Raw genomic sequence first — 21964 nt, 5'->3', positions numbered from 1 at the left:
CCGTTAGGATCAGAGGGATCGGAGTCGTCTATGAAGCACAACTTTCAACACCTGCGCCTCGATAGCGTGGCGCGCGCTTTCACCAACGCGGAAGGTCAGTCCGTGGCCGCCCTGAACGGCCTGGACCTGACCATCGAGCGAGGCGAATTCATCGCGTTGCTGGGGCCTTCGGGATGCGGCAAGTCCACCGCGCTCAACTGCATTGCCGGACTCACGCCGCTGACCGGCGGCGCCATCTGGCTCGACGACGAGCGCATCGACGTGCTGCCGAGCGAGAAGCGCGGCTTCGGCATGGTCTTCCAGAACTACGCGCTGTTTCCACACATGAGCGTGCTCGATAACGTGGGCTTCGGCCTGCGCATGCGCGGCATGCCGCGTGCGGAGATCGAAAAGCGAGCCCGTGCGGCATTGCAACTCGTGCAGCTCGTGGGGCACGAGCGCAAGCTGCCCGGCCAGCTCTCCGGCGGGCAGCAGCAACGCGTGGCCATCGCTCGCGCCATCGTGATCGAGCCGCCCGTCGTGCTGATGGACGAACCGCTCTCGAACCTCGACGCGAAGCTGCGCATCGAGATGCGTGCCGAGATTCGTCGCATTCACGGCGAACTCGACCGCGCCACGATCTACGTCACGCACGATCAGGATGAAGCGCTTTCGATGGCCGACCGCATCGTGGTGATGAAGGAGGGCGTTGTGCAGCAGATCGGTGCGCCGCGCGACGTGTATTGCCGTCCGCGCAACCTGCATGTGGCGCGCTTCATGGGTTATCGCAATGTGTTCGACGTGTCGATCACCTCGGCGCAAGGCGATCACGCGCGCGTGTCGCGCGGTGGCGCGTCGTTCGACGGTGTGCTCATGGAGTCGCCGGGCAGCGAGGGCAAGGTCAGCGTGGCGATTCGTCCCGACGACTTCGAGCGCGCGCAGGCCGCTAACGACAACGCCTTCGACACGGTCGTGGAGACTGTCGAATACGGTGGCCGCGATTCATTGTTGCGCGTGGCGTCGCCGTTCGGCCCGCTGTATGCGCGCCTGCCGGGCGACTATGCCATCGGCGAGCGCGTGCCGCTGTGCGTGCCGGCCGAGCGTACGCTCGTCTACGCCGGAGAGCGCGCATGAGTGCCGCCGTGTCTTCCCCCTCGCTTAGGCCGGCCGCGCGCTTCGATGGGCGTGGCTGGCTCGTCGCCCCGGCGCTCGTGTGCCTGCTCGCGATGTTCGTGTACCCGTTCGCGTACGGCCTGTTCCTGTCGTTCCAGCCAATGGAGGGCGGTGTCTTCGCGAACTATCTGAAGTTCTTCACCGATCCGACGCTGTGGCCGACGGTCCTCATCACGCTCAAGCTCGCCGTGCCGTCCACGTTGATCAACGTGGGCGCGTCGATTCCGGCCGCCTTCGCGCTGCGCAAAAGCACGCGCGCAACGAGGTTCGTGACGATGCTGCTCGTCGTGCCCGTCACGCTCGGCACCGTGCTGATCGCCGATGGCATGCTCACGTACTACGGGCCGAACGGCTGGTTCCCGCAGGCATTGCACGCGCTGCATCTGTACAGTGACGAGGTTCGCCTGACGCACAATTATTGGGGCGTGCTGATTTCGCTGGTGATTTCCGGGTTCCCGTTCGCGTTCCTGCTGATCCTGTCGTATGTGACGGGTATCGATCCGACGCTCGCGCGTGCGGCCGGCACGCTCGGCGCGGGTCCGTGGCAACAGTTCCGCCTGATCTATCTGCCGTTGCTGGTGCCGGGACTGACGATGGCGGCGTGCCTGTCGTTCGTGCAAGCGTTCTCGGTGTTCCCGTCGGCGGTGTTGCTTGGCGTGCCGGCTGGTGCCACGCGCGTGGTGTCGATTGCGGCGTATGAAGCGGCGTTCGAGAGCTACGACTACTCGCTGGCGTCGTGCGTGGCAATGGTGATGGGCTTTGTGCAATTGCTGATCGTGGCAGGGATGCTCGGCGCGCGCCGGGCGTTCTATAGCGGTCCGACCACGGGAGGCAAGGGATGAGCGCCACCAACAAGCATTTGGCCAGCCCCCTGGCCGCGCAGAACGGAGATTTCATGACGACGCCTTCGCCCGTGAGTTCGCTGGCGGCTGCTCCCACGACACGGCGCAAGATGCGCCGCGAAGGACCGGGCTCGCGTCTTTGGCGCGTGCTGGTGTGGGGCGCGATGATCTTCTTTCTCGTGAACGTGGGGCTGATGATCGCCACCGTCACGATGAACTCGCTGGCCACCCGCTGGTTCGGCACGCCGCTGCCCGAAGGCTTCACGCTGCATTGGTATGCGCAGGCGTGGCGTGATTTCCAGCTCGCCGATGTGTTGTGGGTCACCGTCGAGGTCGTCGGCGCGGTCGTGCTGCTGTCGATCGCGCTGGGCGTGCCTGCCGCGTACGCGCTGGCGCGCACCCAGTTCCCCGGCAAGAAGCTCGCGATGCTGGTGTTCCTGTTGCCGTTGATGGTGCCGCCGGTCACGTACGGCATTCCGATGGCGACGGTGCTCTACAAGGTCGGGTTGGGGGGCACGCTCATGGGGGTGATTCTCGCGAACCTCGTGCCGTCGCTGCCATTTGTGATTCTCGTGATGACGCCGTTCATCGAGCAGATCGATCCGAATCTCGAAGCCGCTGCGCGCATCTTCGGAGCCAATACGCTGAAGTATTTCCGTCACGTGTTGCTGCCGCTGCTGGTGCCGGGCATTCTCGCGGCCGGACTGCTGGTGCTCGTGCGCACCATCGGTATGTTCGAGCTGACGTTCTTCACGGCCGGCCCCGATACGCAAACGCTCGTCGTCGCGCTGTACTACGCAGTGTTCTCGACCGGCGTGCGGGCACCGCAGTCCATCGACGCCATGGCCATGATCTATATGGCGATCACGCTGTTGTGGGTGCTTATCGCATTGCAATTCGTGAGCCCGACGCAGCTCGTGAGCCGCGTCAAGGAAGCGCCAAAGGGGGAGTAAGCCATGCGGGTGCCGCCATCGCCGGCGTGGTTTCAAGGCGATGCGCGGCACTTGCCGCACTCGCCGCGCCCGCGTCGTCGGCAGCCATTGACCGCCATTGCGCGCGACATGCTGTCGCCGCTCCCCGCCGTACGCTCCGCCTTCCTGCGCCGCATTGCGGTGCACCAAAAAAATCACTGACATCGGACGGAATAAAGCGCCGCGACCGGGCGTTCTGAGAGTGTCGTCCCCGACATATTTCACTCAGGAGCCAATGTCATGAACCAACGTCAATCGATGTCTTCCGTGCTTGCCGCGCTGGTGGCCGCTGCCGGTCTGTTCGCCGCCGCCGCCGCCCATGCCGAAACCCCGCTCAAGGCGATGGGCGGCATGATGGTCGACGGCCAGAACCACACCGTCTACTCGTTCGACAAAGATGTGGCCGGCAGCGGCAAGAGCACTTGCAACGGCGCGTGCGCCGACGCCTGGCCGCCGGTAATGGCGGCCCCGGGGGCGAAGGCCGAGGGCGATTACACCGTCATCACGCGTGACGACGGCGCGATGCAATGGGCCTACAAGGGCAAGCCGATGTATCGGTTCACGAAGGACACCGCCCAGGGCGACCAGAAGGGCAACGGCTTCAAGGGCGTGTGGCACGTTGTCAAGCCCTGAGCGGTAGCGCAGGTCGAAACGACGGGGAGCACAGGGTGTTGGCGGTCCGGCCGGCCACGTGGCGCAGTGCAAAGTGGCGCCGGCTCAGTATAATTTCGCGGCAAGCGCCGGCGATCTCCGCCGGCGATGCTTCGGACTGGCTTGATGCCAGACACACTCCGCCAGGACATTCGCCGATGACCGGTCAGGATTTGCCCAGCTTGCTCCCTGGCTTGCTGCCGCGCCTCTGGGCGTTCGCTCTGCGCATTACGGGCGATCGCCACGATGCCGAGGATCTCGTGCAACGCGCTTGCCTGCACGCGCTCGAGCGCGTGCATCAGTGGCAGCCGGGCACCTCGGCGTTGAGCTGGATGTATCGCATCGTGCATACCACGTGGATCAACGAGATCCGTGCGCGTCGTGTCCGCTCGCGCGGCAGTCTGGCCTGGGACGACGCCGACGTCGAGGCGATTCCCGATCTCCAGGCGTCGACGCCCGAAGCGCTGGCCAGCTATCACCAAGTGTTCGGTGCGGTCGACCGGCTGCCCGAAGCACAGCGGCTCGTGGTGCTGCTCGTCGCCGTCGAAGGGCTGACCTACCAGGAGGCGGCGCTTGTGCTCGACGTGCCCATCGGTACCGTCATGAGCCGCTTGTCACGCGCACGCCGAACCGTCGGCGACCAGTTCCGTCAACCCGAGGGGCAACCCCGCCGTGCCGACAACGTTGGTCCTGTTCCCGGCGCACGTGAGGAGGATGCGTGATGAACGAAGACGATATCCGCCTGCTCGCGTACGTCGACGAGACGCTCACCGCTGCCGAGCGGGCGCAGGTGGAAGCGGCCATTCATGCGTCGCCCGAACTGGCCGACGCGGTCGAATCGTTGCGCGCATCGCGCCTGCCGTATCGGGAGACGTTTGCCGCGCAAGTCATCCCGCCCGTGCCGGCCAGCCTGAGCGCCAATCTCGAGGCGCTGCTGCGTGCGCACACACTGCAACAGACGGCGGTGACGCGGGGCGGTGCCGATGCCGCCAAGCCGGCGAGTCCGGTGAATCCGGTGTTGCCCACGGCGTCCGTGCATGCCGATGCATCGCGCAGTCCGCCCGCGGCGAATGAAGCGCGGGCCGGACGCCGCGTGCGCGCCGGGTGGCTCGTTGCCGCGTTTGCCGCAGGTGTGGCAGCCACCGCCATCACCTTGCCCTGGTTGCCGGGCGCGCTGAATCGCGTGGGTGCCGGCCGCGGACTCATGACGGCGTCGGTGACGGCGCCGCCGAAGTCGGCGCAAGGCACGACATGGGTGCGCGCCGCAGCCGAATACCAGCAGCTCTATGTGCGCGAAACGATCGCGTCGGTGCGGGTGGACGATGCCGACATTGCGCGCGCCGTGAGCGATATTCGTCAGGCCGACAAACTCGATATCAGTGTCCCCGACCTGCGCGCACAGGGACTCACGTTCAAGAGCATGCAACGTCTGCGCTGGCAGGATCGCACGCTGGTGCAAATGGTGTACCTGCCGGAGACGGGCGATCCCGTCGCGCTGTGCGCGGTGCGCGATGCGCGTCCGGACCAGGCGGTGGCGGAGCAGACGATCGACCGGATGGGCGTGGTGACGTGGCGCAAGGGGCAGATTGGCTACGCGCTCATCGGTGCGCCGGGGTCGGTCAACCTGAAGGCGGTGGCCAGTGGGCTGGCGCACGGACAGGTCGCGCCGTTGTATGGCCTGGTGACACCGCCGTTGCTCACGCGGGCGCCTGCGGCGTCGTAGCCGCTTCCAATGCGTCGAGCCCAAAACAAACGCCCTCGGAAATTGAACCGAGGGCGTTTGTCATTGCGGCATTGGCATTCGCCATGCCTTCGGGCGACATGTCACGCCTGTGTCAATGCACCGTCGCGAAGCCGGCACAAGCCGAGCGGATTGCCTTCCTGCAGGGCTTCCGGCAACAGCGTGTCGGGCAGGTCCTGGTAGCAGACCGGGCGCAGGAACCGGTCGATGGCCGTCGCGCCGACCGAGGTGAACATCGCGTTCGACGTTGCCGGAAACGGACCGCCGTGAACCATCGCGTGACACACCTCGACGCCAGTCGGGAAACCGTTCGCGAGAATGCGTCCGGCGCGACGCTCCAGACTCGGCAGCAAGCGGCGCGCCGTCTCGGTATCGCCGGCGTCGAGTTGCAGCGTTGCCGTCAGTTGCCCTTCCAGGCGCTCGGTGATCGCGATCATCTCCTCGACGGTATCGCAGGCAATCACGACCGATGCCGGGCCGAAGACTTCCTCATGCAGTGCCTGCGTGGCGAGGAATTCGGCGGCCGTCGTGCGGAACAGGGCGGCCTGGCCCTGACAGGCGCCCCCGGCCTGGCCACGCGCGAGCAGCGTCACGTTCGGTTCGTCGACCAGTCGCGTCACGCCCTTGGCGTAGGCCTGGTGAATGCCCGGCGTCAGCATCGTGCCCGCGGTTTTCGCGCCGAGCGCGTCGGTGGCCGTGCGGCAGAAGCGATCGAGCGCGTCTCCCGCGATGCCCAGCACCAACCCCGGATTCGTGCAGAACTGACCGACACCCATCGTCAGCGAATCGATGAAGCCCTTGGCAATGGCGTCGCCGCGCGCGCTGAGCGCCTCGGGCAGCAAATACACCGGATTGATACTGCTCATCTCGGCATAGACGGGGATCGGCACGGCGCGCGACTGCGCAATGCGCTGCAGTGCCAGGCCGCCGGTGCGTGAACCGGTGAAGCCCACGGCGGCAATTGCCGGGTGGGCGACCAGAGCTTCACCCACGGCGCGTTCGCCCACGAGCAGCGAGAATACGCCTTCCGGCAGGCCGAGTGCCTGCACCGCCGCCCGAATGGCGCGGGCCACGAGTTCCGACGTACCCAGGTGCGCCGGGTGTGCCTTCACGACCACCGGGCACCCTGCGGCAAACGCCGACGCGGTGTCACCGCCCGCCACCGAGAATGCGAGCGGGAAGTTGCTCGCACCGAACACGGCCACGGGGCCCAGGCCGATCTTGGCAAGACGCAAGTCGCTGCGCGGCAGCGGTTCGCGTGCCGGCTGCGCAGGGTCGATCGTGGCGTCGAGAAAATGTCCGTCACGCACCACGCGGGCGAACATGCGCAGTTGGCCGACGGTGCGCCCGCGCTCGCCTTGCAGGCGAGCGATGGGCAATCCGGTCTCGGCATGGGCGCGCTCGACGAGGGCGTCGCCCAGATCGAGAATGGCCTGCGCGACGGCGTCCAGGAACTCGGCGCGCTTGGCGAGCGGCAAAGCACGGAACGGATCGAACGCGGCCCGTGCCAGTTCGCAAGCGCGCTCGACGTCCTGCAAGGTGCCCGCGCCGAACGCCGGTGCCAGCCGCTCGCCGCGCGACGGATCGAAGGCCTCGAGCGCGCCCGCACTCCCCCTCACGTCGGCATGGCCGATCAACATCTCGCCGGTAATTTGCATGCGTGGGCTCCTTAGCCTTCGACTTTCTTGATCAGCGCGTCGAGCATCTCGAGCTCGTTCGGCAGCAGGTCGGTCAGCGGTGCGCGCACCGGACCGGCGTCGTGGCCGACGAGTTTCGCGCCTGCCTTGACGATACTTACGGCGTAGCCGGCACGGCGGTTGCGGATTTCCAGGTACGGCAGGAAGAACGTGTCGAGCAGGCGGCCGATCGTCGCTTCGTCGTTCTGGCACACGGCGCGATAGAACGCCATGGCCGTCTTCGGAATGAAGTTGAAGACCGCCGACGAGTACACCGGCACGCCCAGCGCGCGGTAGGCGGCAGCATAGACTTCGGCCGTCGGCAGACCACCCAGATACGAGAAACGCTCGCCCATGCGGCGGCGGATCTGCACCATGCGCTCGATATCGCCCACACCGTCCTTGAAGCCGATCAGGTTCGGGCACGTCTCGGCCAGACGCTCCAGTTGGTCGGCGCCGAGCTTGGAATTCGCGCGGTTGTAGACGATCACGCCGATGTCGACCGAACGGCAGACCTGCTCGACGTGCGCGGCGATCCCGTCCAGGCTCGCCTCGGTCAGGTAGTGCGGCATGAGCAGCACGCCCTTGGCGCCAAGGCGCTCGGCTTCCTGCGCATATTCGATAGCCAGGCGCGTCGGGCCGCCGGCGCCCGCCAGAATCGGCACCTTGCCTGCGCAGGTATCGACCGCCGTCTTGATCACAGCGCTGTAATCGCGCGGGGTGAGCGAGAAGAATTCGCCCGTACCGCCCGCCGCGAAGAGCGCCGTCGCGCCGAACGGCGCCAGCCACTCCAGGCGGGCCGCGTAGCCGCGCGCATTGAAGTCGCCGTTGGCGTCGAAGTCGGTGACGGGGAAGGACAACAAGCCGTCAGAGACGATCTGCTTGAGTTCTTGAGGTGCGGTCATGTCAAGAGTTCCTGTCGGCAACGGGGCCGGATTCGATAAGGGAAGAAGGGTTCAATCAGCACCTGGCGCTGAGTTATATGTCATCGTATAACATGTTGCGAAGTCGGACAAGAGGCTGTCGAGAAGAATGGCAGTGGGATAAACCCGGACAAAGCATTGACGGGATTTATTCCGATTTTCCCGTCAGGCGTGAGGGGTACGCACAGTGCGAATCTAGATGTATGATGACACATGAGTGCGGTGTGCCGCGCCGACGTCGATAGTCGGCGCCGTTTTGCGCGATCGTGTTTAGCGTCGCCGGGCAATCGCATGTGTCAATCCGTGCGGGCGTAGCATCGCATCAGGAAACAGGAAGGAGTGAGCAACATGGCATCAATGACGGACGCGGGTCGCACAGGCACCGGAGGGGAATCCGGTGCGGAAATGAGGAATGTGCCGCGCTATATCCGGATGCAGCCGGACGACAACGTTGCCATCGTCGTGAACGACGGTGGTTTGCCCACCGGTAGCCGGTTTGCCGACGGGCTCACGCTCGTGGACGCCGTGCCACAAGGGCATAAGGTCGCGCTGACCGATCTGGCCGAAGGCGCGCCGGTGCTTCGCTACGGCGTGGTGATCGGTTATGCGGCGCGTGCGTTGCCCGCCGGGAGTTGGGTCAACGAGCGCAATCTGAACATGCCCGAGGCACCGTCGCTGGATCGTTTGCCGATCGGCACACGGGTGCCCGCCACACTGCCGCCGCTCGAGGGTTTCACCTTTCAGGGCTATCGGAACGCCGACGGCTCGGTCGGCACCCGCAACATCCTGGCGATCACGACCACGGTGCAGTGCGTGGCCGGCGTGGTCGAATTTGCCGTCAAACGGATCAAGGAGACGTTGCTGCCGCAGTACCCGAATGTCGACGATGTCGTCGGGCTGGAGCATACCTATGGCTGCGGCGTGGCCATCGATGCGCCAGATGCCGACGTGCCGATTCGCACGCTGCGCAACATTTCCACGAACCCGAATTTCGGCGGCGAAGTGATGGTCGTGAGTCTCGGTTGCGAGAAGCTTCAGCCCGAGCGTCTCCTGCCGGCGGGCAGTATTCCCATCGGCAGTGCCAATGCGGACGGCAAGCCTGATACCGTCTGTCTGCAGGACGATGCGCACGTTGGCTTCCTGTCGATGATCGACTCGATCTTGGCGACGGCGCGCACGCATCTGGAGCGGCTCAACGCGCGCCAGCGCGAGACGGTGCCGGCGTCGGCGCTGGTGGTGGGCGTGCAATGCGGCGGCAGCGATGCGTTCTCCGGGGTCACGGCGAACCCGGCGGTGGGTTTCGCCACGGATCTGCTCGTACGCGCAGGTGCGACGGTCATGTTCTCCGAGGTCACCGAGGTGCGCGACGGAATCGATCAGCTCACCTCGCGCGCGGCGACGCCGGAGGTGGCTGACGCGATGATCCGCGAGATGGCCTGGTACGACGCCTATCTCGAGCGTGGTCGCGTCGATCGCAGCGCCAACACCACGCCGGGCAACAAGCGCGGCGGCTTGTCGAACATCGTCGAAAAGGCGATGGGATCGATCGTGAAGTCAGGCACGGGACCGATTCACGGGGTGATTGCGCCGGGTGCCAAGCTCGACCGCACGCGCCAGCGCGGGCTGATTTACGCCGCCACCCCGGCGAGCGATTTCATCTGCGGTACCTTGCAACTGGCGGCCGGGATCAATATGCACGTCTTCACGACGGGACGCGGCACGCCGTACGGGCTGGCCGAGGTGCCGGTTGTCAAGGTGGCGACGCGCTCCGATCTGGCACGTCGCTGGCATGACCTGATGGATGTCGACGCCGGGCGCATCGCCACGGGCGAGGCCACCATCGAAGACGTCGGTTGGCAGTTGTTCCACCTGATGCTCGCCGTGGCAAGCGGCGAGAAGACCTGGGCGGAACGCTGGGGCCTGCGCAACGCGCTCGTCCTGTTCAACCCGGCTCCGGTGACCTGAGCCGGCGCACGGGCTTCAGAGGCCGGCTGGCGCGCACGCCAGCCCGAACTCGAGCATGGCCGGGACAAAGCAATGGTTGAGCACGTCGCGCCGCGAGAGCTTCGTGAGCACGTAGCGACGGAACGGCGTGAGCGTGGCCCAGTCGCCCACGTCGGGGGGCAGCAGGTCGGCCAGTTCGCATTGCTTGAGCAGTCCCGGCGGCAGCGCACGCGTGTCCTGCCAGGTGGTGGGGGCGGGGTCGACGCTGCGTGCCACCGCTTGCCCGAGATGGTCGCGCGCGATCTCGTCGAGACGCGCGGCAAACGCCTCGTCGCCCGGCCCGCATGACGCCAGCGTTTCGCGCGCCGCCTGGGGCAGGCGTTGCCAGTCGGCCAGCGACAGATGCTGAGCGTTGCGATCCAGGTTGAAGCGGATCGCCATCGTGATGAACTTCAGGTTTTCGCAGGCTTCGATCTCGAAAACGAAGATCGGCAGACGCTGATAAAGATGCATGAGAGTCGTTCCCCGGGGCGCAGCATCGGAAACCGTCATGGTACTTCAAGTGCGTTGAGTCTCGACATTCGAACTTGGTATGCATTAGCGTAGGTGCAAATCTGGACGTCGGTGCACGGTGAGGCACATTTTTGGGGTAACGCCCGCTGCATTTTGAGCGGGAGGCCGATGCGACTGGCGCGTCGCTTCCCCATGTCGCTACGAGGAAGACGTGACCCCATGATGTCGTATCCCGGCATCAATGCCTTCAGTTCTTGGGAAAAGTCTTGAATTTGCGTGTTTGAGCGGCGTTGCCCGCATTTGCCGTTCACGATGGCGGCCGACGTCGAATCGTCGTCATCGCTCGGAGCGCGGCCGGTGGTTCGCGCCGCGCTGGGGGCGGCGATGCGATGTGACTACGTTGATACGGACTTCTAGAGTCTCCGTTCTTTTTCGTATCCCTAAGGGATTCCTAAGGTAGATGTTTGGCCCGCAGTCGTCTGCGTTCATGCCCGGCATGGCATGCGCGGCCTGTGCGGCCGTCTTGCACGAGGCGCGGACGTCCGCGCACCCAGAATTTCGAGAGGAGCCGACATGCCGTCCAATGCGCCGCCGTCACCGTTTCCTTTTCTTCCCGTCGTCCTGGAGTCGCCGCGCGGGGCTCAGGGTCGCGCCATGTCCTCGCCTGATGAGGCCGCCGGTGCGCCCGAGGCGGCCTCGCGTCGACCGACGCGAGGCACCACTGACACGTCGCACGGCAAAGGGCGAACCGTGCGCCGCCGTCATGCGGGCGCGATGCAGAACGTGCCGGGCCTGTCGCTGGGCGACGACGTGGTGACGTTTCGCGCGGAGGTCGTCAGGCGCATCGATCCCGCGCAGGTGGCGCTGCTTGGGGCCATCGTCCGATGAGTGCGCCGATCGCGTCATCCGTCGCATCTTCCTCGCGTGGTGTGCCATGCCCGCCACTGGCGAGCGACGCGTGCAACACGCCGGTATGGGTCATCGTCTCGCCGCATGCGCGATGGGCGACCGAGGCGCAGGCCATTGCGGTGTCGTCGCACGAGGTGTCCTGCACGTTGCACGGCGCGCCCGCCGAAACCGCGGTGTGGCTCGACCGTATGCGGCACGGCGTGTTGCTCGCCGAAGCGCCGTCGCCGGGCACCTGGCTGGCCACGCTCGTCGATGAGGCGCTGGTACAGGTGTTGCCCGCCACGCATGGCGCGATGGGTCCGGCGTTCGGGCGGATTTGCGACGACTGGGTGCGCGGCATTTTCGCCGCGCCGTTCTGGACGCGCTTCCTGGCGGGAGAGTCGAGCGACATTCAGGTGCTGGCGTTTCTCGCACAGCACTACCATCGCGCGGCGGGGGCGGATGTGCACAATCGCATTGCGGTCGAGCGCTGCACCGATGCGGCGCTGAGGCCGTTGCTGTTGCGCCAGTACCGCGAGCAGCGCGGGCAGGCGACGATGCTCGCCGCCGGGCTACTGCGCTGCGGCCCGGCCGCGCGCACGTTCCTCGATAGCGGCGCGTTCGACGCGACTCATGCGCTCATCGACTTCATCATTGGCGCGGCGGGCGACATGCCCGCCTATGTCGGCTGCTGCGCGCTCAGTCAGGCGCCAGCCGCCGTGCGCGCGGCCAGCGAGATCGAGGCGCAGTTCGACGCGCTGGCACGGCGCTATCCATCGGCCGCCGAGGGGTTCCAGGCGGTCGGCGCGCACGCGCGGCACGATGCGAGTGTCTGCGGCGGGACGCCGTTGCTCGCGCAATGGGTGGAGGAGGTCGGGGAGCCCGATGCGGCGTCGCGCTTGCGCATGCTGCGCGGGGCGCACGGCGTTGCGGCAGCCTACCGGGCCATGTTCGACTCTCTGCATCGTCTGGACGAGGACATGTGAGGTCGGCGCGCGGGGCATGCTCCGCGCTGACCGCGAGCGTCGCATGGATTTTCAACCGGTGAGCAAGGACGGGGGCGCTTGGGCGCTGCCGGATCGTCAGCGCGTGAGGGGCGGTTGCAGGGTATCGGGGTTCTGGCGTGAGGCGTCGGTCGTCACGCCGGACGGCGGTGCTTGCGGCACCACGGCCGGGCGTGGCAGGGTCGGTGTGAGCAAGCGTCGCAGCCAGGCGGCAAGTCGCTCGAAGATGCCCGGATCGTCGTTGAACAACTCCGGACGCAATACCCGCAGGTAGTCCAGAATCTGTTCGGCTTCCTGAGCACCGACCGACCCGTAGATCAGCGCGAGATCGAGGAGCGCGCGCAGCTCACCGAGCCGCTCGCGCGCTTGCAGCGAACGGGCGGTCTCCACGCTGCGCTTGGCGTCGAACACGCGTTCGCGCAGCACGGAGGCGGTCCGCCACGCAGGCGTCTGCAACGTCGCCTCCAATGTGCGCAGGTCTTGCGCCGAGCTGACGATTTGTCCTGCGAGCGATTCCACGATGCTTTCCTCGCCCTTCGCTTCGCGTACGATACCTTCGGCCCAGCGGCTCGCCTGACGCGACATATCTTCGCGCGTCCATTCGGGCCGGGAGACGAAATAGAACCCGTGTAGACGCGCCTGATTCAGGATGATCGAGACGACGTCCGGGAACTGCTTGTCGAACGTGCGCTTGGCCCACGCGTAGTGACCGCCGGCGAGCAATTGGGCGACGGCGGCTTCGGTGAGCGGCACGGTGCTGTCGAGCAGGCGGGCGCGCAGGAAGTCGTCGAAGGGCGGCGGCGTGAAGTGACGGTCGACGGCCGCGGAGATGCGCACGAACGCGTCGAAGTCTTTTTTTAGATCCGCCAGCGCGATGTCGGAGAGGGTTAGCGAAATGCGGCTCATCGCGACAGGCTCCCTGGCGCTGCAACGACGGCACAAAGCCGCCGTGCGTGCGCGTGAACGCCAGCCAGTCGAGTGTCTGTGCCCGTGCCTCGAGCTGCGGGCGCTGTCGCCGAAGCTCGTGCCACGTGCCTCCCCATTGCGCGTGAAGTCATGTGCAGCGATACGTGTCAACGGTGCGCTGCGGTCATGCCCGCGCGCTGTGAAGATGGCCCTTGAGGGAACCCGTGCCTGCCTATCGGTGTGTCCGGTCCCATGGCGTTGATGGCGGCGATTCTAGCGTAACCCCGGCTAGCGAATCCCCGCGTCTCCATGATCCCCCCATGAAATTCACATTTCGGAGGGTGGGCAGCAGGCGTCTGGATGCATCAACGGCACGGCGACGTCAGAACTTTAGCCTTGAGGGGCGAACTTTTTGCGCGGTGGCAGGTATCGGCTCACGCGCCTGCGGCCGGGCGCAGCAGATAGACCGCGAAGCGCGAGCGGGCGTCGAGCCAGACACGTTCGACATCCCACCCCGCGGAGCTTGCGAGGGCACGGAACTCGGTCTGACCGTACTTGTAGGAGTTCTCGGTGTGGATGGACTCGCCTGTCGTGAACGCGAAGTCGCGGCCCAGCACGCTCGCTCGGAAAGGACGCTGCGCGACGAGATGCATTTCGATGCGGCTGGCGCCCGCGTTGAAACGGGCTTCGTGACGGAAGGCATCGAGCGGCAGGTCGCCGTCGAGTTCGCGGTTGATGCGCGCGAGCACGTTCAGATTGAACTGGGCGGTCACGCCGCGCGCATCGTCGTACGCGGGTATCAGCACGGCGGGGTCCTTGCAGGCATCCACGCCGACGACCATGCGGCGGCGCGGGCCGAGCATCTTGCCGACGTGGGCGAGAAATGCGGCGGCCTGTCCGGGCGCGAAGTTGCCGATCGTCGAGCCGGGGAAGAAGCCCAGGCGCGGCCCTTGCGTGATCTGCAACTGCGGAGGCAGGCGAAACGGCCGGGTGAAGTCGGCGCGCACCGGCAGCATGGGAATGCCCGGGCAGCGTCGGGCCAGCGTGGCAACGGCATCGTCGAGGAATTCGTCGGCGATGTCGACGGGCACATAGGCGCGCGGCGTGACGAGCGCATCGAGCAGCAGCGGTGTCTTTCGGCTCGAGCCGCTGCCGAATTCGACGACGACGGCGTCCGGGCCGATGACGTCCGCAATGGCGGCGGCGCATTCGCCGAGCAGGGCCGTTTCGGTGCGGGTCTGGTAATACTCGTCGAGGCCGGTGATCGCTTCGAACAGCTCGCTGCCGTGCCGATCGTAGAGCCAGATGCTGGGCAGTGACTTGGGCGTGTGGCCGAGGCCGGCGAGCACGTCGGTTGCGAAGGCGTTTTCCGGCAGTGACGGACAAACGAACGGCGTAGCTTGGGGGGCTTGCGACATCAACGATCCTCCGCGAGCCTCAGGCCGCAGAATTGCCAGCGCTGATGCGGGTAAAAGAAGTTGCGATACGTGGCGCGTGAATGCCCCGGCGGCGTGGCGATCGACCCGCCGCGCAATACGAATTGTCCGCACATGAACTTGCCGTTGTATTCGCCGACGGCCCCCGCCGCCGTCCGGAATCCCGGGTAGGCGACGTAAGGGCTGGCTGTCCATTGCCATACCGCGCCAAAGCGTTGGGCCATCGCGGGTTGCGATGACGAGGCGGTGGTGGCCGCCACCTCCCACTCGTATTCTGTCGGCAGACGCTTGCCGGCCCATCGCGCGAACGCGTCCGCCTCGAAATAGCTCACGTGTCGCACGGGGGCGTCGTCGTCGACCGGTTGCATGCCCGCGAGCGTCATCGACTGCCATTCGCCGTCGTGGCATTCCCAGTAAAGCGGATGTCCCCAACCCTCACGCTGCACCGTCGCCCAGCCGTCGGACAGCCAGAGCCCGGCCGTGCGATAGCCGCCATCTTCAATGAACGCGCGCCACTCACCGTTCGTCACCACGCGCGCGGCGATCGCGAACGGGCGCAGCAAGACATCGTGGGCGGGCGTTTCGCAGTCGAACGCGAAGTGTCCGCTCGACTCGCCCTCGTGTCCGATGCGGTGCTGCCCGCCGCCGTGGGCAATCCATTGCAGCGGCCCGGCGATTTCGCTGGCGAGGTCCGGTTGGCGATGCGCGGGGCGCAACGGATTTTGCGCGAACAGATGCAGCAAGTCGGTGTGCATCAGCTCCTGGTGTTGTTCCTCGTGATGCAGGCCGAGCGTGATCAGGGCGCGAACGTCGGGCGGGAGATCGGCATGCAGCAGGCGCTCGTGCATGGCGGCGTCGACGTGGCGGCGATAGCGCAGCACGTCATCGAGCGTGGGGCGAGTCAGCAAGCCGCGTTGCGGGCGAGGGTGACGCGGACCGGCGGCTTCGTAATAGGAATTGAAAAGATAGGCGAAGCGCGGATCGTAGGGGCGGTAGCGGCTGCCGGGCAGGTTGCCGGGCTCGCTCAGCAAGAAGGTTTCGAAGAACCACGTGGTGTGCGCGAGATGCCACTTGATGGGGCTGGCGTCGGGCATCGACTGCACAGTGGCGTCCGCGTCGGAGAGGCCTTGTGCGAACGCGACCGAGGTGGCACGTACGGCATCGTAACGTGCGTGAAGCGGTTCCGGTATTGTCGCTGCGAGAGACGTCGTGCCGTCGCGTTCGATGCGCGGGCGGGCGGGACTGGCGTGGGCGCCGGAGGGCGCTTCGGCTTGCGACGTACAACAGGGGAGGGCCATGGGGGGACGCGCCGTGTTGTGAAACGTGCTGCTTATTGTAGACCCGTTGCGTGCCCGCCGTACGCCATGGGGCATCGCGGCGGCGATGTCACGATTACCCGTTGCCGGTGGGGCCGTGAAGTTCGTGTTCCAGGCGGACGACTTCCTGGGCGACGAGCGCGATGGCGTTGCGAATCTCCATGAGCGCGGTGTAGAGGGCTTGCGCGTTCTCGGGGGATTGCAGGGCGAGGTCGCGGGCAGCGGCTTCGATGGCGTCGAGCGACAGGGCGATGCGGTCGAGATTCTCCAGCATGAGGCGATCTCCGATGGCGCGCGCAGCGCGTGCGTGATTCTATGATACCCAACTGACGTATCTTGGTGGGGATGTTAGAATGCGTGCCCCTGCCGGGGTGATGAAATTGGTAAACATAGCGGACTTAAAATCCGCCGCCTTCGGGCTTGCCGGTTCAAGTCCGGTCCCCGGTACCACTTAGGCGTTTCGCCACGTCCACCTAAGTCAAGCCACGGCGTTCGGATGATCTCGCATCGCGCTTTCATCGGGCGCATCGTCCCGTCATGCGCGGTGGCTGTGACTTCCAGTTCACAGTCTGATCCCGGCACGCCTTGCCCTCGCCTGTCTGATGGCGTGGGGCCGCGCGCACGTTCCATAGTCGGCCAGTTCCAGTCGGCCCGCATCGGCAAGCGACGGGCCGGAACAACCGTCACATGGGTGCTTTGGATGGCACCGCGGCCTGGCTCTCGCGAGTCAGGATCGCTTTCAGTAACTGTTGGACATGTAGTCGGGCCGCCTGCTCCGCCGCGTCCTGGTCGTGCGCAGTCAGCATGTCGAGAACGCGCTGATGTTCGGCCAGGTTTTGGCGAAGTTGCCCCCAGCCTTCCGAAAACGAATTCCGGCCGTTGCACATCGCCTGTGTCTGGGCATACAGCGACTTGAGCGACGCCTCAATCGTCGCGTTTTGCGCGGCTACGAGAAGCCTGTGGTGGAAGTCGAGGTTGCTGGCCTGGTAGGCGACAGGATCTTCGGCTTCTATGCTTCGCGCCTGGCGAGAAAGCGCCTCTGCCATGATCTCTCGGTCTTCGGGCGTCATGCGACTTGCCGCCAGGCGCGCAGCCATTCCTTCCAGTGCCTCGCGCGCCTCGAAAATGGCGATGACCTTACTTGCGTCAAAGGCGATAACAAAAACACCCTGACGCGGTACGACATGAAGCAGCCCTTCCGCTTCGAGACGGGAGATCGCCCCCCAAACCGGGGAACGGCTAACGGCAAGGTCGCGTGACAATGCCTCCACGCTAATCTTTTCACCCGCGAGAAACCGACCTTCTTCGAGCAGCATCTCCCGTATGGCGGTATACGCGTCGCGGGCGAAGGTTGTGCGTTCCAGCTTGTTTCTGTTCATGATTGACGACGACGGCGGGCAATATGAAGTCCCTTGCCGACCGGCACCGTCACGGTGTCAAACGCCTGCAAGGCTTCGACGCGGCTGATGTAGTCCGCAATTTCGTCGGGGTGAGAGAGGGCATTGTCCGCAAGTAACAACGCATCTTCCGTCAACTTGGGAAGCAGATGCTCCAGTTGCTTCGATGCGCTCACGCGATCGGCATCGAAAAACACGCAATCGAAGGGCCCGGCCAAGGCGGCGCACACGCTGGTCGCATCCCCTTCGATGACGTGCACCCAGTCTTGCAGGGAAGCCTCTTTCAGGTTGGCTTTGGCCTGAGCTGCCTTGTGGGGCGAATGCTCGATGGTCAGCAGCGGACGGCCCTCTGTCTCGCGCAACGCGCTGGCGAGCCATATGGCGCTGTAGCCGTTTGACGTGCCAATTTCAAGAATGTGCCGCCGCCGTGCGCTGGTCACGAGAATGTAGAGCAGTTCCGCCGTGGGTCTCTCCAGATTCAACGACTTCTGGCTGCGCTCGACCATTCGCAGATCGTTCTCGGCGCCGAGAGACTCGAGTCCCGACAGGATGCCTGGCAACGCACCGTCAAGAAATATCATCTGCCACCTCATGTTTCATGTTTCGTGTTTCATGATACATCACATTGATGGCGGTGCAAACTGCTCCAGGTTCCACAACGTGACTCGACTTTGCGAACCAGATTTCGGCCAGGCGAATGCCAGCAGGGGCATCGTCCCCCGCAAAAGCCAACCCACCGGATGGGGCGCTCATGTGAAGGGAGGAGGCCTTGGCACACAAGGCCCGGACGGCGGGGAAGGGGCGGACGCGGTCGCCCGGTTCGATCAACAGAATTGGTAACGGACTCTGGTATTTCCGTACCGTTTCTGCATCGATTACCTAGCGAGCATTGATTTCATTGAACACAGGATTCCGGTCCCCGGTACCACTCGGCTTTCAGGCAGAAGCGTTTGACTGCGATCATCTGACTGGCCGCTGAAATTTTGCTCAGTCGAAACGCGCTTGTCTGCGCGCGCTGAGCAAATGTAATGCGTGCCGACGCAACCCTGGCAAGTCGGCTCGCACAACGTCGTGCGCTATGGCAACGTCTCTCGACACTCAGACGATGTCGTCGCGATATGGTCGACGAGCGCTGTAAGGGCGTGGCGCAGCGCTTCCCCGCTCACGGGATCATTCGCTATGGTGACCGGATCAGTCTGCTTGCCGAGCCGTTGCAGCGTGATGCAAGCGTCCTGAACAAGCGTGGCGGACATCGTTTCGAGCACCAGCTTCAACGCCGCTTGAGCGTCAGATGCTCGAGGCGAGGTGTTGATCATCGCGACGGGCTTTCCCGGGAACTCGAGGCTTCCTACCAGCCAATCCAACAGGTTCTTGAAGGATCCCGGAATCCCTCGCGCGTATTCCGGACAAGCGATCAGAAGGGCGTCGGCTTGACCAACTCGGGCGCGTAGATCAACGATGCGTACGGGAAGGTTAGCTTCGAGATCCGGATTGAAATGGGGCAGTTCGCCAATCTCATCATAGGCCTCGATCGTGACACCAGGCGGGACCAGCAAGGCAGCCGCAGACAGTGCGCAAGCGTTGGACGACGCGGCGCGCAGACTGCCCGATAATGCGAGGATGCGAATCATCACGATGGTGTTGGCGACCGATAGGGCGCGTAGTATCCCATGATCGCCAGATTGCCGTTCCTTCGCTATCCTCCGTCCCGATCAATTCCGCCGAGCGTCTCGTCCGCAGGTTGCCGGTGGACATGACTTCCGGCCATGGCGCTTCCGTCGCTCATGACAGCAATCAAAGCGCTACGCGGGGTGCCGCCCCGCAGCACCGACTAGTGCCCTGCCGCCCGTTTTTCACTATCTAGCTCAGCGAGAAGCGCCGACGCATAACGTTCTCCTGCCGCAGCGTCTCTCGGTATCGCCTGCTCGATTTCGACGAGGTCATCATCGGTGAGTTGGCGGTCCACCGAACCGAGGGCCTCGTCAAGTCGCTGACGCGTTCGGGCGCCCACGAGCGGCACAACGTCCAAACCTTGCGCGGCAACCCACGCAATCGCGAGCTGGGCGACGGTCACACCTTTGCGGACCGCCACATTGCGCAGGGCTTCGACCAAGGCCAGATTGTGAGAAACGTTGTCACCCTGGAATCGGGGACTGATTGCGCGAAAATCGCGCTGCCTGGCGCCAGCTTGCCAGTGACCGCTGATGAGTCCCCGGGACAGCACACCATAGGCGGTGATGCCAATGCCGAGCGAGCGGCAGGTAGGCAGGATCTCGTCTTCGATGCCGCGTGATATCAGCGAGTATTCGATCTGCAGGTCGCTGATCGGATGAACGCTTGCGGCGCGTCGGATCGAATCCGCGCCGAGTTCAGACAAGCCGATGTGCCGAACATAGCCTGCTTTGACCAGATCCGCGATGGCCCCAACGGTGTCCTCGATCGGAACATCGGGATCAAGCCGTGCCGGTCGATAAATGTCGATGTGGTCGACCCCTAGCCTTTGCAGAGAATAGGCGACAAAATTCCGCACGGCTTTCGGGCGAGCGTCGTATCCGTTCCAGCCACCGGCAGGATCTCGCATCGCCCCGAACTTGACGCTAATGTGCGCCGCGTCGCGCCGTGACGGCGGTAGCGCCGATAGCGCTTCGCGGATGAGCCGCTCGTTGTGACCCATGCCGTAGAAGTCTCCTGTGTCGAGCAGCGTAACTCCCGCTTCAATCGCGGCGTGCAGTGTCGCTATGCTTTCGCTATGATCGGCCGGGCCATACAGATCGGACATGCCCATGCAACCTAGCCCGATGGCGGATACGGTCGGGCCATTCCTGCCCAGAACTCGTGCGTTCATTTGCGCTCTCCTGACAAGCGTGACATAGACATGTCGGTTACCAGACGCGCGGCCGGAGCAGTTCGGCCATGCCTACCCGATGCAGCATTTCGGCTCTGAGACGGTCGAGGACGGCGAACCCTACATCCGCGCCGTCCTGCGCGGGATCAATGTGGACGCGGAACGGTCGCCGCCCAAACGGTGCGTTGATTGCATCGAGGATAGCCTGGGCCACGAGACTCGCGTCGGCATCGGCCGGCACAATGGCCGCGAACGCCTGCTGGATGCGCTCGCCCAGCCCCTCGGCGGGCCCGCTTTCGTACTGATCGAGTACGCTCTGATCTTCGGGACGACCAGCATGCGCGAAGTGGTTCGTGCCTGCCGTGAAGGCGCCAGGGACGATAATCGACGTTTCGATGCCCCACGGCGAGAGCTCTCGCGCATACTGGACCGCGATCGCATCCATGGCGGCCTTCGCTGCGAAGTACGGCGCGAGGTAAGGCGGAGTGCCTCCAGCGGAACTGCTGCTCGAGACCCACAGTACGAGCCCCCGCTTCTGCGCTCGCATGTGCGGCAGGACCGCCCGATTGACGCGTTGGGTACCCACGACGTTCGTGTCATACAACTGGGCGAACTGCTCGGGTGTGAACGCCTCGGCTGGGCCGAACGCCATGTGACCAGCGTTATGGACGATGACATCGATGCATCCTGCCGTGTCGATGATCCGCGCGATACCCTTGTCGACCGAGACTTGCGACGAGACATCCAGTTCGGCGGTCCGAAGATCCGCCGCCCAGGTGCGGGCGAAGTGCTCCATTTCGGCGACGGTGGATGCGTTGCGACCGTCGGTTGAGCGCATCGTTGCATACACCGTGTGGCCCGCCCGTGCGAGCGCTTCGGCAGCCAGGCGCCCAAATCCGCTCGACGCGCCGGTTACGACAATGACTTGTTTCATGTTGATCTCCTTGTCCAGAGGGGTGTCGTCGGTCAGATAATTCCGCCGTTGACGCGGAGGGTCTGCCCGTCAATCCAACTCGCCGCGTGGCTGACGAGGAAGGCGACCACTTCCGAGATGTCTTCCGGCTTGCCCAGGCGCCCCATGGGCGCCGCTTTGGCGATGTGCTCGATCTGCTCAGGCGTCTTGTCCTTGAGGAAAAGCGCCGTGGCGGTCGGCCCCGGTGCGACGGCGTTCACGGTAATGTTCCGCCCGCGCAACTCCTTGGCGAGAATGTTCGTCATCGTCTCGACGGCGGCTTTCGTCGCCGCGTAAACCGAATAGCCGGGCTGCGAGAGGCCATTCATGCTGCTCGAGAAGTTGACGATGCGGCCGCCCGCGCGCAGTTTTCTGCAAGCCGCCCGCAAGGTGTTGAACGTGCCTTTGAGGTTGATGGAGACGAGTCGGTCGAACAGGGTGTCGTCCGTATCGACGAGAGAGACGAGGCCAGGCTGCATGATCCCGGCGTTGTTCACGAGAATGTCCACCCCCCCGAATAAGGTGACAGCCGTGTCGAACATCGCAGCGACCTGAGCGGGCACTGTCACGTCGGCGCGAACCGCCGCAGCGCGCCCGCCCGAGGCTTGAATCGATTCGACGACGGCCATTGCGTCCGCTTCGCGCCCGGCATAGTTGACGACGACTGCGATGCCGTCTGCGGCAAGGCGTTGCGCGATCGATGCACCGATTCCACGGGAGGCCCCAGTGACGATAGCGACCTTTGCGGCTTGTGCGTTGTTGGCTTGGGTACTCATGACAAATTTCCTTTGAACGGGGTTGGGTGAC

Annotated in this window: 21 protein-coding genes, 1 tRNA gene and 1 pseudogene; 10 read left to right on the top strand and 13 right to left on the bottom strand. The window is 64.9% G+C overall.

Going from position 1 to position 21964, the window contains the following annotated elements:
- The first annotated feature begins 30 nt into the window (after window positions 1–30).
- From PTE31013_RS06015 to PTE31013_RS05990, 6 genes and pseudogenes are all read left to right on the top strand, one after another.
- Window positions 31–1113 carry an ABC transporter ATP-binding protein gene (locus PTE31013_RS06015; protein WP_150611903.1) on the top strand — a complete coding sequence of 361 codons (1083 nt, stop codon included), beginning with the start codon at window positions 31–33 and terminating at the stop codon, window positions 1111–1113.
- Window positions 1110–1856, top strand: a pseudogene (locus PTE31013_RS06010) (ABC transporter permease); the annotation flags it as partial. The gene PTE31013_RS06015 and the pseudogene PTE31013_RS06010, both read left to right, overlap by 4 nt.
- Window positions 1857–2104: 248 nt before the next feature.
- Window positions 2105–2947 carry an ABC transporter permease gene (locus PTE31013_RS06005; RefSeq protein ID WP_246173965.1) on the top strand — a complete coding sequence of 281 codons (843 nt, stop codon included), beginning with the start codon at window positions 2105–2107 and terminating at the stop codon, window positions 2945–2947.
- A gap of 258 nt (window positions 2948–3205) precedes the next feature.
- Window positions 3206–3598, top strand: coding sequence for a COG4315 family predicted lipoprotein (locus PTE31013_RS06000; protein WP_174978443.1), 393 nt, complete (start codon window positions 3206–3208; stop codon window positions 3596–3598).
- A 176-nt stretch (window positions 3599–3774) separates the two neighbouring features.
- Window positions 3775–4338 carry an RNA polymerase sigma factor gene (locus tag PTE31013_RS05995; protein WP_150611900.1) on the top strand — a complete coding sequence of 188 codons (564 nt, stop codon included), beginning with the start codon at window positions 3775–3777 and terminating at the stop codon, window positions 4336–4338.
- Complete coding sequence (locus PTE31013_RS05990; protein WP_150611899.1) at window positions 4338–5339, top strand: anti-sigma factor family protein; 1002 nt, start codon at window positions 4338–4340, stop codon at window positions 5337–5339. The genes PTE31013_RS05995 and PTE31013_RS05990 overlap by 1 nt, the downstream gene beginning before the upstream one ends.
- 101 nt (window positions 5340–5440) lie before the next feature.
- Here PTE31013_RS05990 and PTE31013_RS05985 read toward each other — a convergent pair whose 3' ends face one another.
- A complete protein-coding gene (locus tag PTE31013_RS05985; protein WP_150611898.1) occupies window positions 5441–7015 on the bottom strand; it encodes an aldehyde dehydrogenase (NADP(+)) in 1575 nt (524 codons plus the stop codon).
- A gap of 11 nt (window positions 7016–7026) precedes the next feature.
- The gene (gene kdgD, locus PTE31013_RS05980; RefSeq protein ID WP_150611897.1) at window positions 7027–7938 is read right to left on the bottom strand and encodes a 5-dehydro-4-deoxyglucarate dehydratase; all 912 of its coding nucleotides are present in this window, start codon (window positions 7936–7938) and stop codon (window positions 7027–7029) included.
- Window positions 7939–8361: 423 nt separating this feature from the next.
- On the opposite strand from kdgD, the gene garD reads away from it, so the two are divergent.
- On the top strand, window positions 8362–9921 hold the full coding sequence (garD, locus tag PTE31013_RS05975) for a galactarate dehydratase (protein ID WP_174978473.1): 1560 nt from the start codon (window positions 8362–8364) through the stop codon (window positions 9919–9921).
- A 15-nt stretch (window positions 9922–9936) separates the two neighbouring features.
- Here garD and PTE31013_RS05970 read toward each other — a convergent pair whose 3' ends face one another.
- Window positions 9937–10413: a nitrate reductase associated protein gene (locus PTE31013_RS05970; protein ID WP_174978442.1), complete on the bottom strand. Its 477-nt coding sequence runs from the start codon at window positions 10411–10413 to the stop codon at window positions 9937–9939.
- 654 nt (window positions 10414–11067) lie between these two features.
- On the opposite strand from PTE31013_RS05970, the gene PTE31013_RS05965 reads away from it, so the two are divergent.
- Window positions 11068–11301 carry a hypothetical protein gene (locus PTE31013_RS05965; protein ID WP_150611895.1) on the top strand — a complete coding sequence of 78 codons (234 nt, stop codon included), beginning with the start codon at window positions 11068–11070 and terminating at the stop codon, window positions 11299–11301.
- The gene (locus tag PTE31013_RS05960) at window positions 11298–12287 is read left to right on the top strand and encodes a hypothetical protein (protein ID WP_150611894.1); all 990 of its coding nucleotides are present in this window, start codon (window positions 11298–11300) and stop codon (window positions 12285–12287) included. The genes PTE31013_RS05965 and PTE31013_RS05960 overlap by 4 nt, the downstream gene beginning before the upstream one ends.
- Window positions 12288–12383: 96 nt before the next feature.
- Here the strand turns inward: PTE31013_RS05960 and PTE31013_RS05955 are convergent, their stop codons facing one another.
- The 4 genes from PTE31013_RS05955 to PTE31013_RS05940 form a co-directional block, all read right to left on the bottom strand.
- The gene (locus PTE31013_RS05955; RefSeq protein WP_150611893.1) at window positions 12384–13211 is read right to left on the bottom strand and encodes a DUF4088 family protein; all 828 of its coding nucleotides are present in this window, start codon (window positions 13209–13211) and stop codon (window positions 12384–12386) included.
- Between the two features lie 434 nt (window positions 13212–13645).
- Window positions 13646–14629, bottom strand: a complete 984-nt coding sequence (gene egtD, locus PTE31013_RS05950; RefSeq protein WP_150611892.1) for an L-histidine N(alpha)-methyltransferase — start codon at window positions 14627–14629, stop codon at window positions 13646–13648.
- Window positions 14629–15945: an ergothioneine biosynthesis protein EgtB gene (gene egtB, locus PTE31013_RS05945; protein WP_246173913.1), complete on the bottom strand. Its 1317-nt coding sequence runs from the start codon at window positions 15943–15945 to the stop codon at window positions 14629–14631. Before egtB ends, egtD begins: the two co-directional genes overlap by 1 nt.
- A gap of 94 nt (window positions 15946–16039) precedes the next feature.
- Window positions 16040–16237 carry a hypothetical protein gene (locus PTE31013_RS05940; protein WP_150611891.1) on the bottom strand — a complete coding sequence of 66 codons (198 nt, stop codon included), beginning with the start codon at window positions 16235–16237 and terminating at the stop codon, window positions 16040–16042.
- Window positions 16238–16328: 91 nt separating this feature from the next.
- On the opposite strand from PTE31013_RS05940, the gene PTE31013_RS05935 reads away from it, so the two are divergent.
- Window positions 16329–16413 (top strand) — tRNA-Leu (locus PTE31013_RS05935).
- A 233-nt stretch (window positions 16414–16646) separates the two neighbouring features.
- On the opposite strand, the gene PTE31013_RS05930 is transcribed toward PTE31013_RS05935, so the two are convergent.
- The 6 genes from PTE31013_RS05930 to PTE31013_RS05905 form a co-directional block, all read right to left on the bottom strand.
- Window positions 16647–17342 carry a GntR family transcriptional regulator gene (locus tag PTE31013_RS05930; protein WP_150611890.1) on the bottom strand — a complete coding sequence of 232 codons (696 nt, stop codon included), beginning with the start codon at window positions 17340–17342 and terminating at the stop codon, window positions 16647–16649.
- The gene (locus PTE31013_RS05925; RefSeq protein WP_246173912.1) at window positions 17339–17866 is read right to left on the bottom strand and encodes an O-methyltransferase; all 528 of its coding nucleotides are present in this window, start codon (window positions 17864–17866) and stop codon (window positions 17339–17341) included. Before PTE31013_RS05925 ends, PTE31013_RS05930 begins: the two co-directional genes overlap by 4 nt.
- 570 nt (window positions 17867–18436) lie before the next feature.
- Window positions 18437–18991: an NADPH-dependent FMN reductase gene (locus PTE31013_RS05920; RefSeq protein ID WP_150611888.1), complete on the bottom strand. Its 555-nt coding sequence runs from the start codon at window positions 18989–18991 to the stop codon at window positions 18437–18439.
- 200 nt (window positions 18992–19191) lie between these two features.
- The gene (locus tag PTE31013_RS05915) at window positions 19192–20205 is read right to left on the bottom strand and encodes an aldo/keto reductase (RefSeq protein WP_150611887.1); all 1014 of its coding nucleotides are present in this window, start codon (window positions 20203–20205) and stop codon (window positions 19192–19194) included.
- Between the two features lie 37 nt (window positions 20206–20242).
- Window positions 20243–21139, bottom strand: coding sequence for an SDR family NAD(P)-dependent oxidoreductase (locus PTE31013_RS05910; RefSeq protein ID WP_150611886.1), 897 nt, complete (start codon window positions 21137–21139; stop codon window positions 20243–20245).
- Window positions 21140–21171: 32 nt separating this feature from the next.
- A complete protein-coding gene (locus PTE31013_RS05905) occupies window positions 21172–21933 on the bottom strand; it encodes an SDR family oxidoreductase (RefSeq protein ID WP_150611885.1) in 762 nt (253 codons plus the stop codon).
- Between the last annotated feature and the right edge of the window lie 31 nt (window positions 21934–21964).

The organism is Pandoraea terrigena, from assembly GCF_902459705.1.
GTDB lineage: Bacteria > Pseudomonadota > Gammaproteobacteria > Burkholderiales > Burkholderiaceae > Pandoraea > Pandoraea terrigena.
Note: the sequence above shows the minus strand (reverse complement) of the source record. Positions and strands in the feature narration are given on the sequence as shown.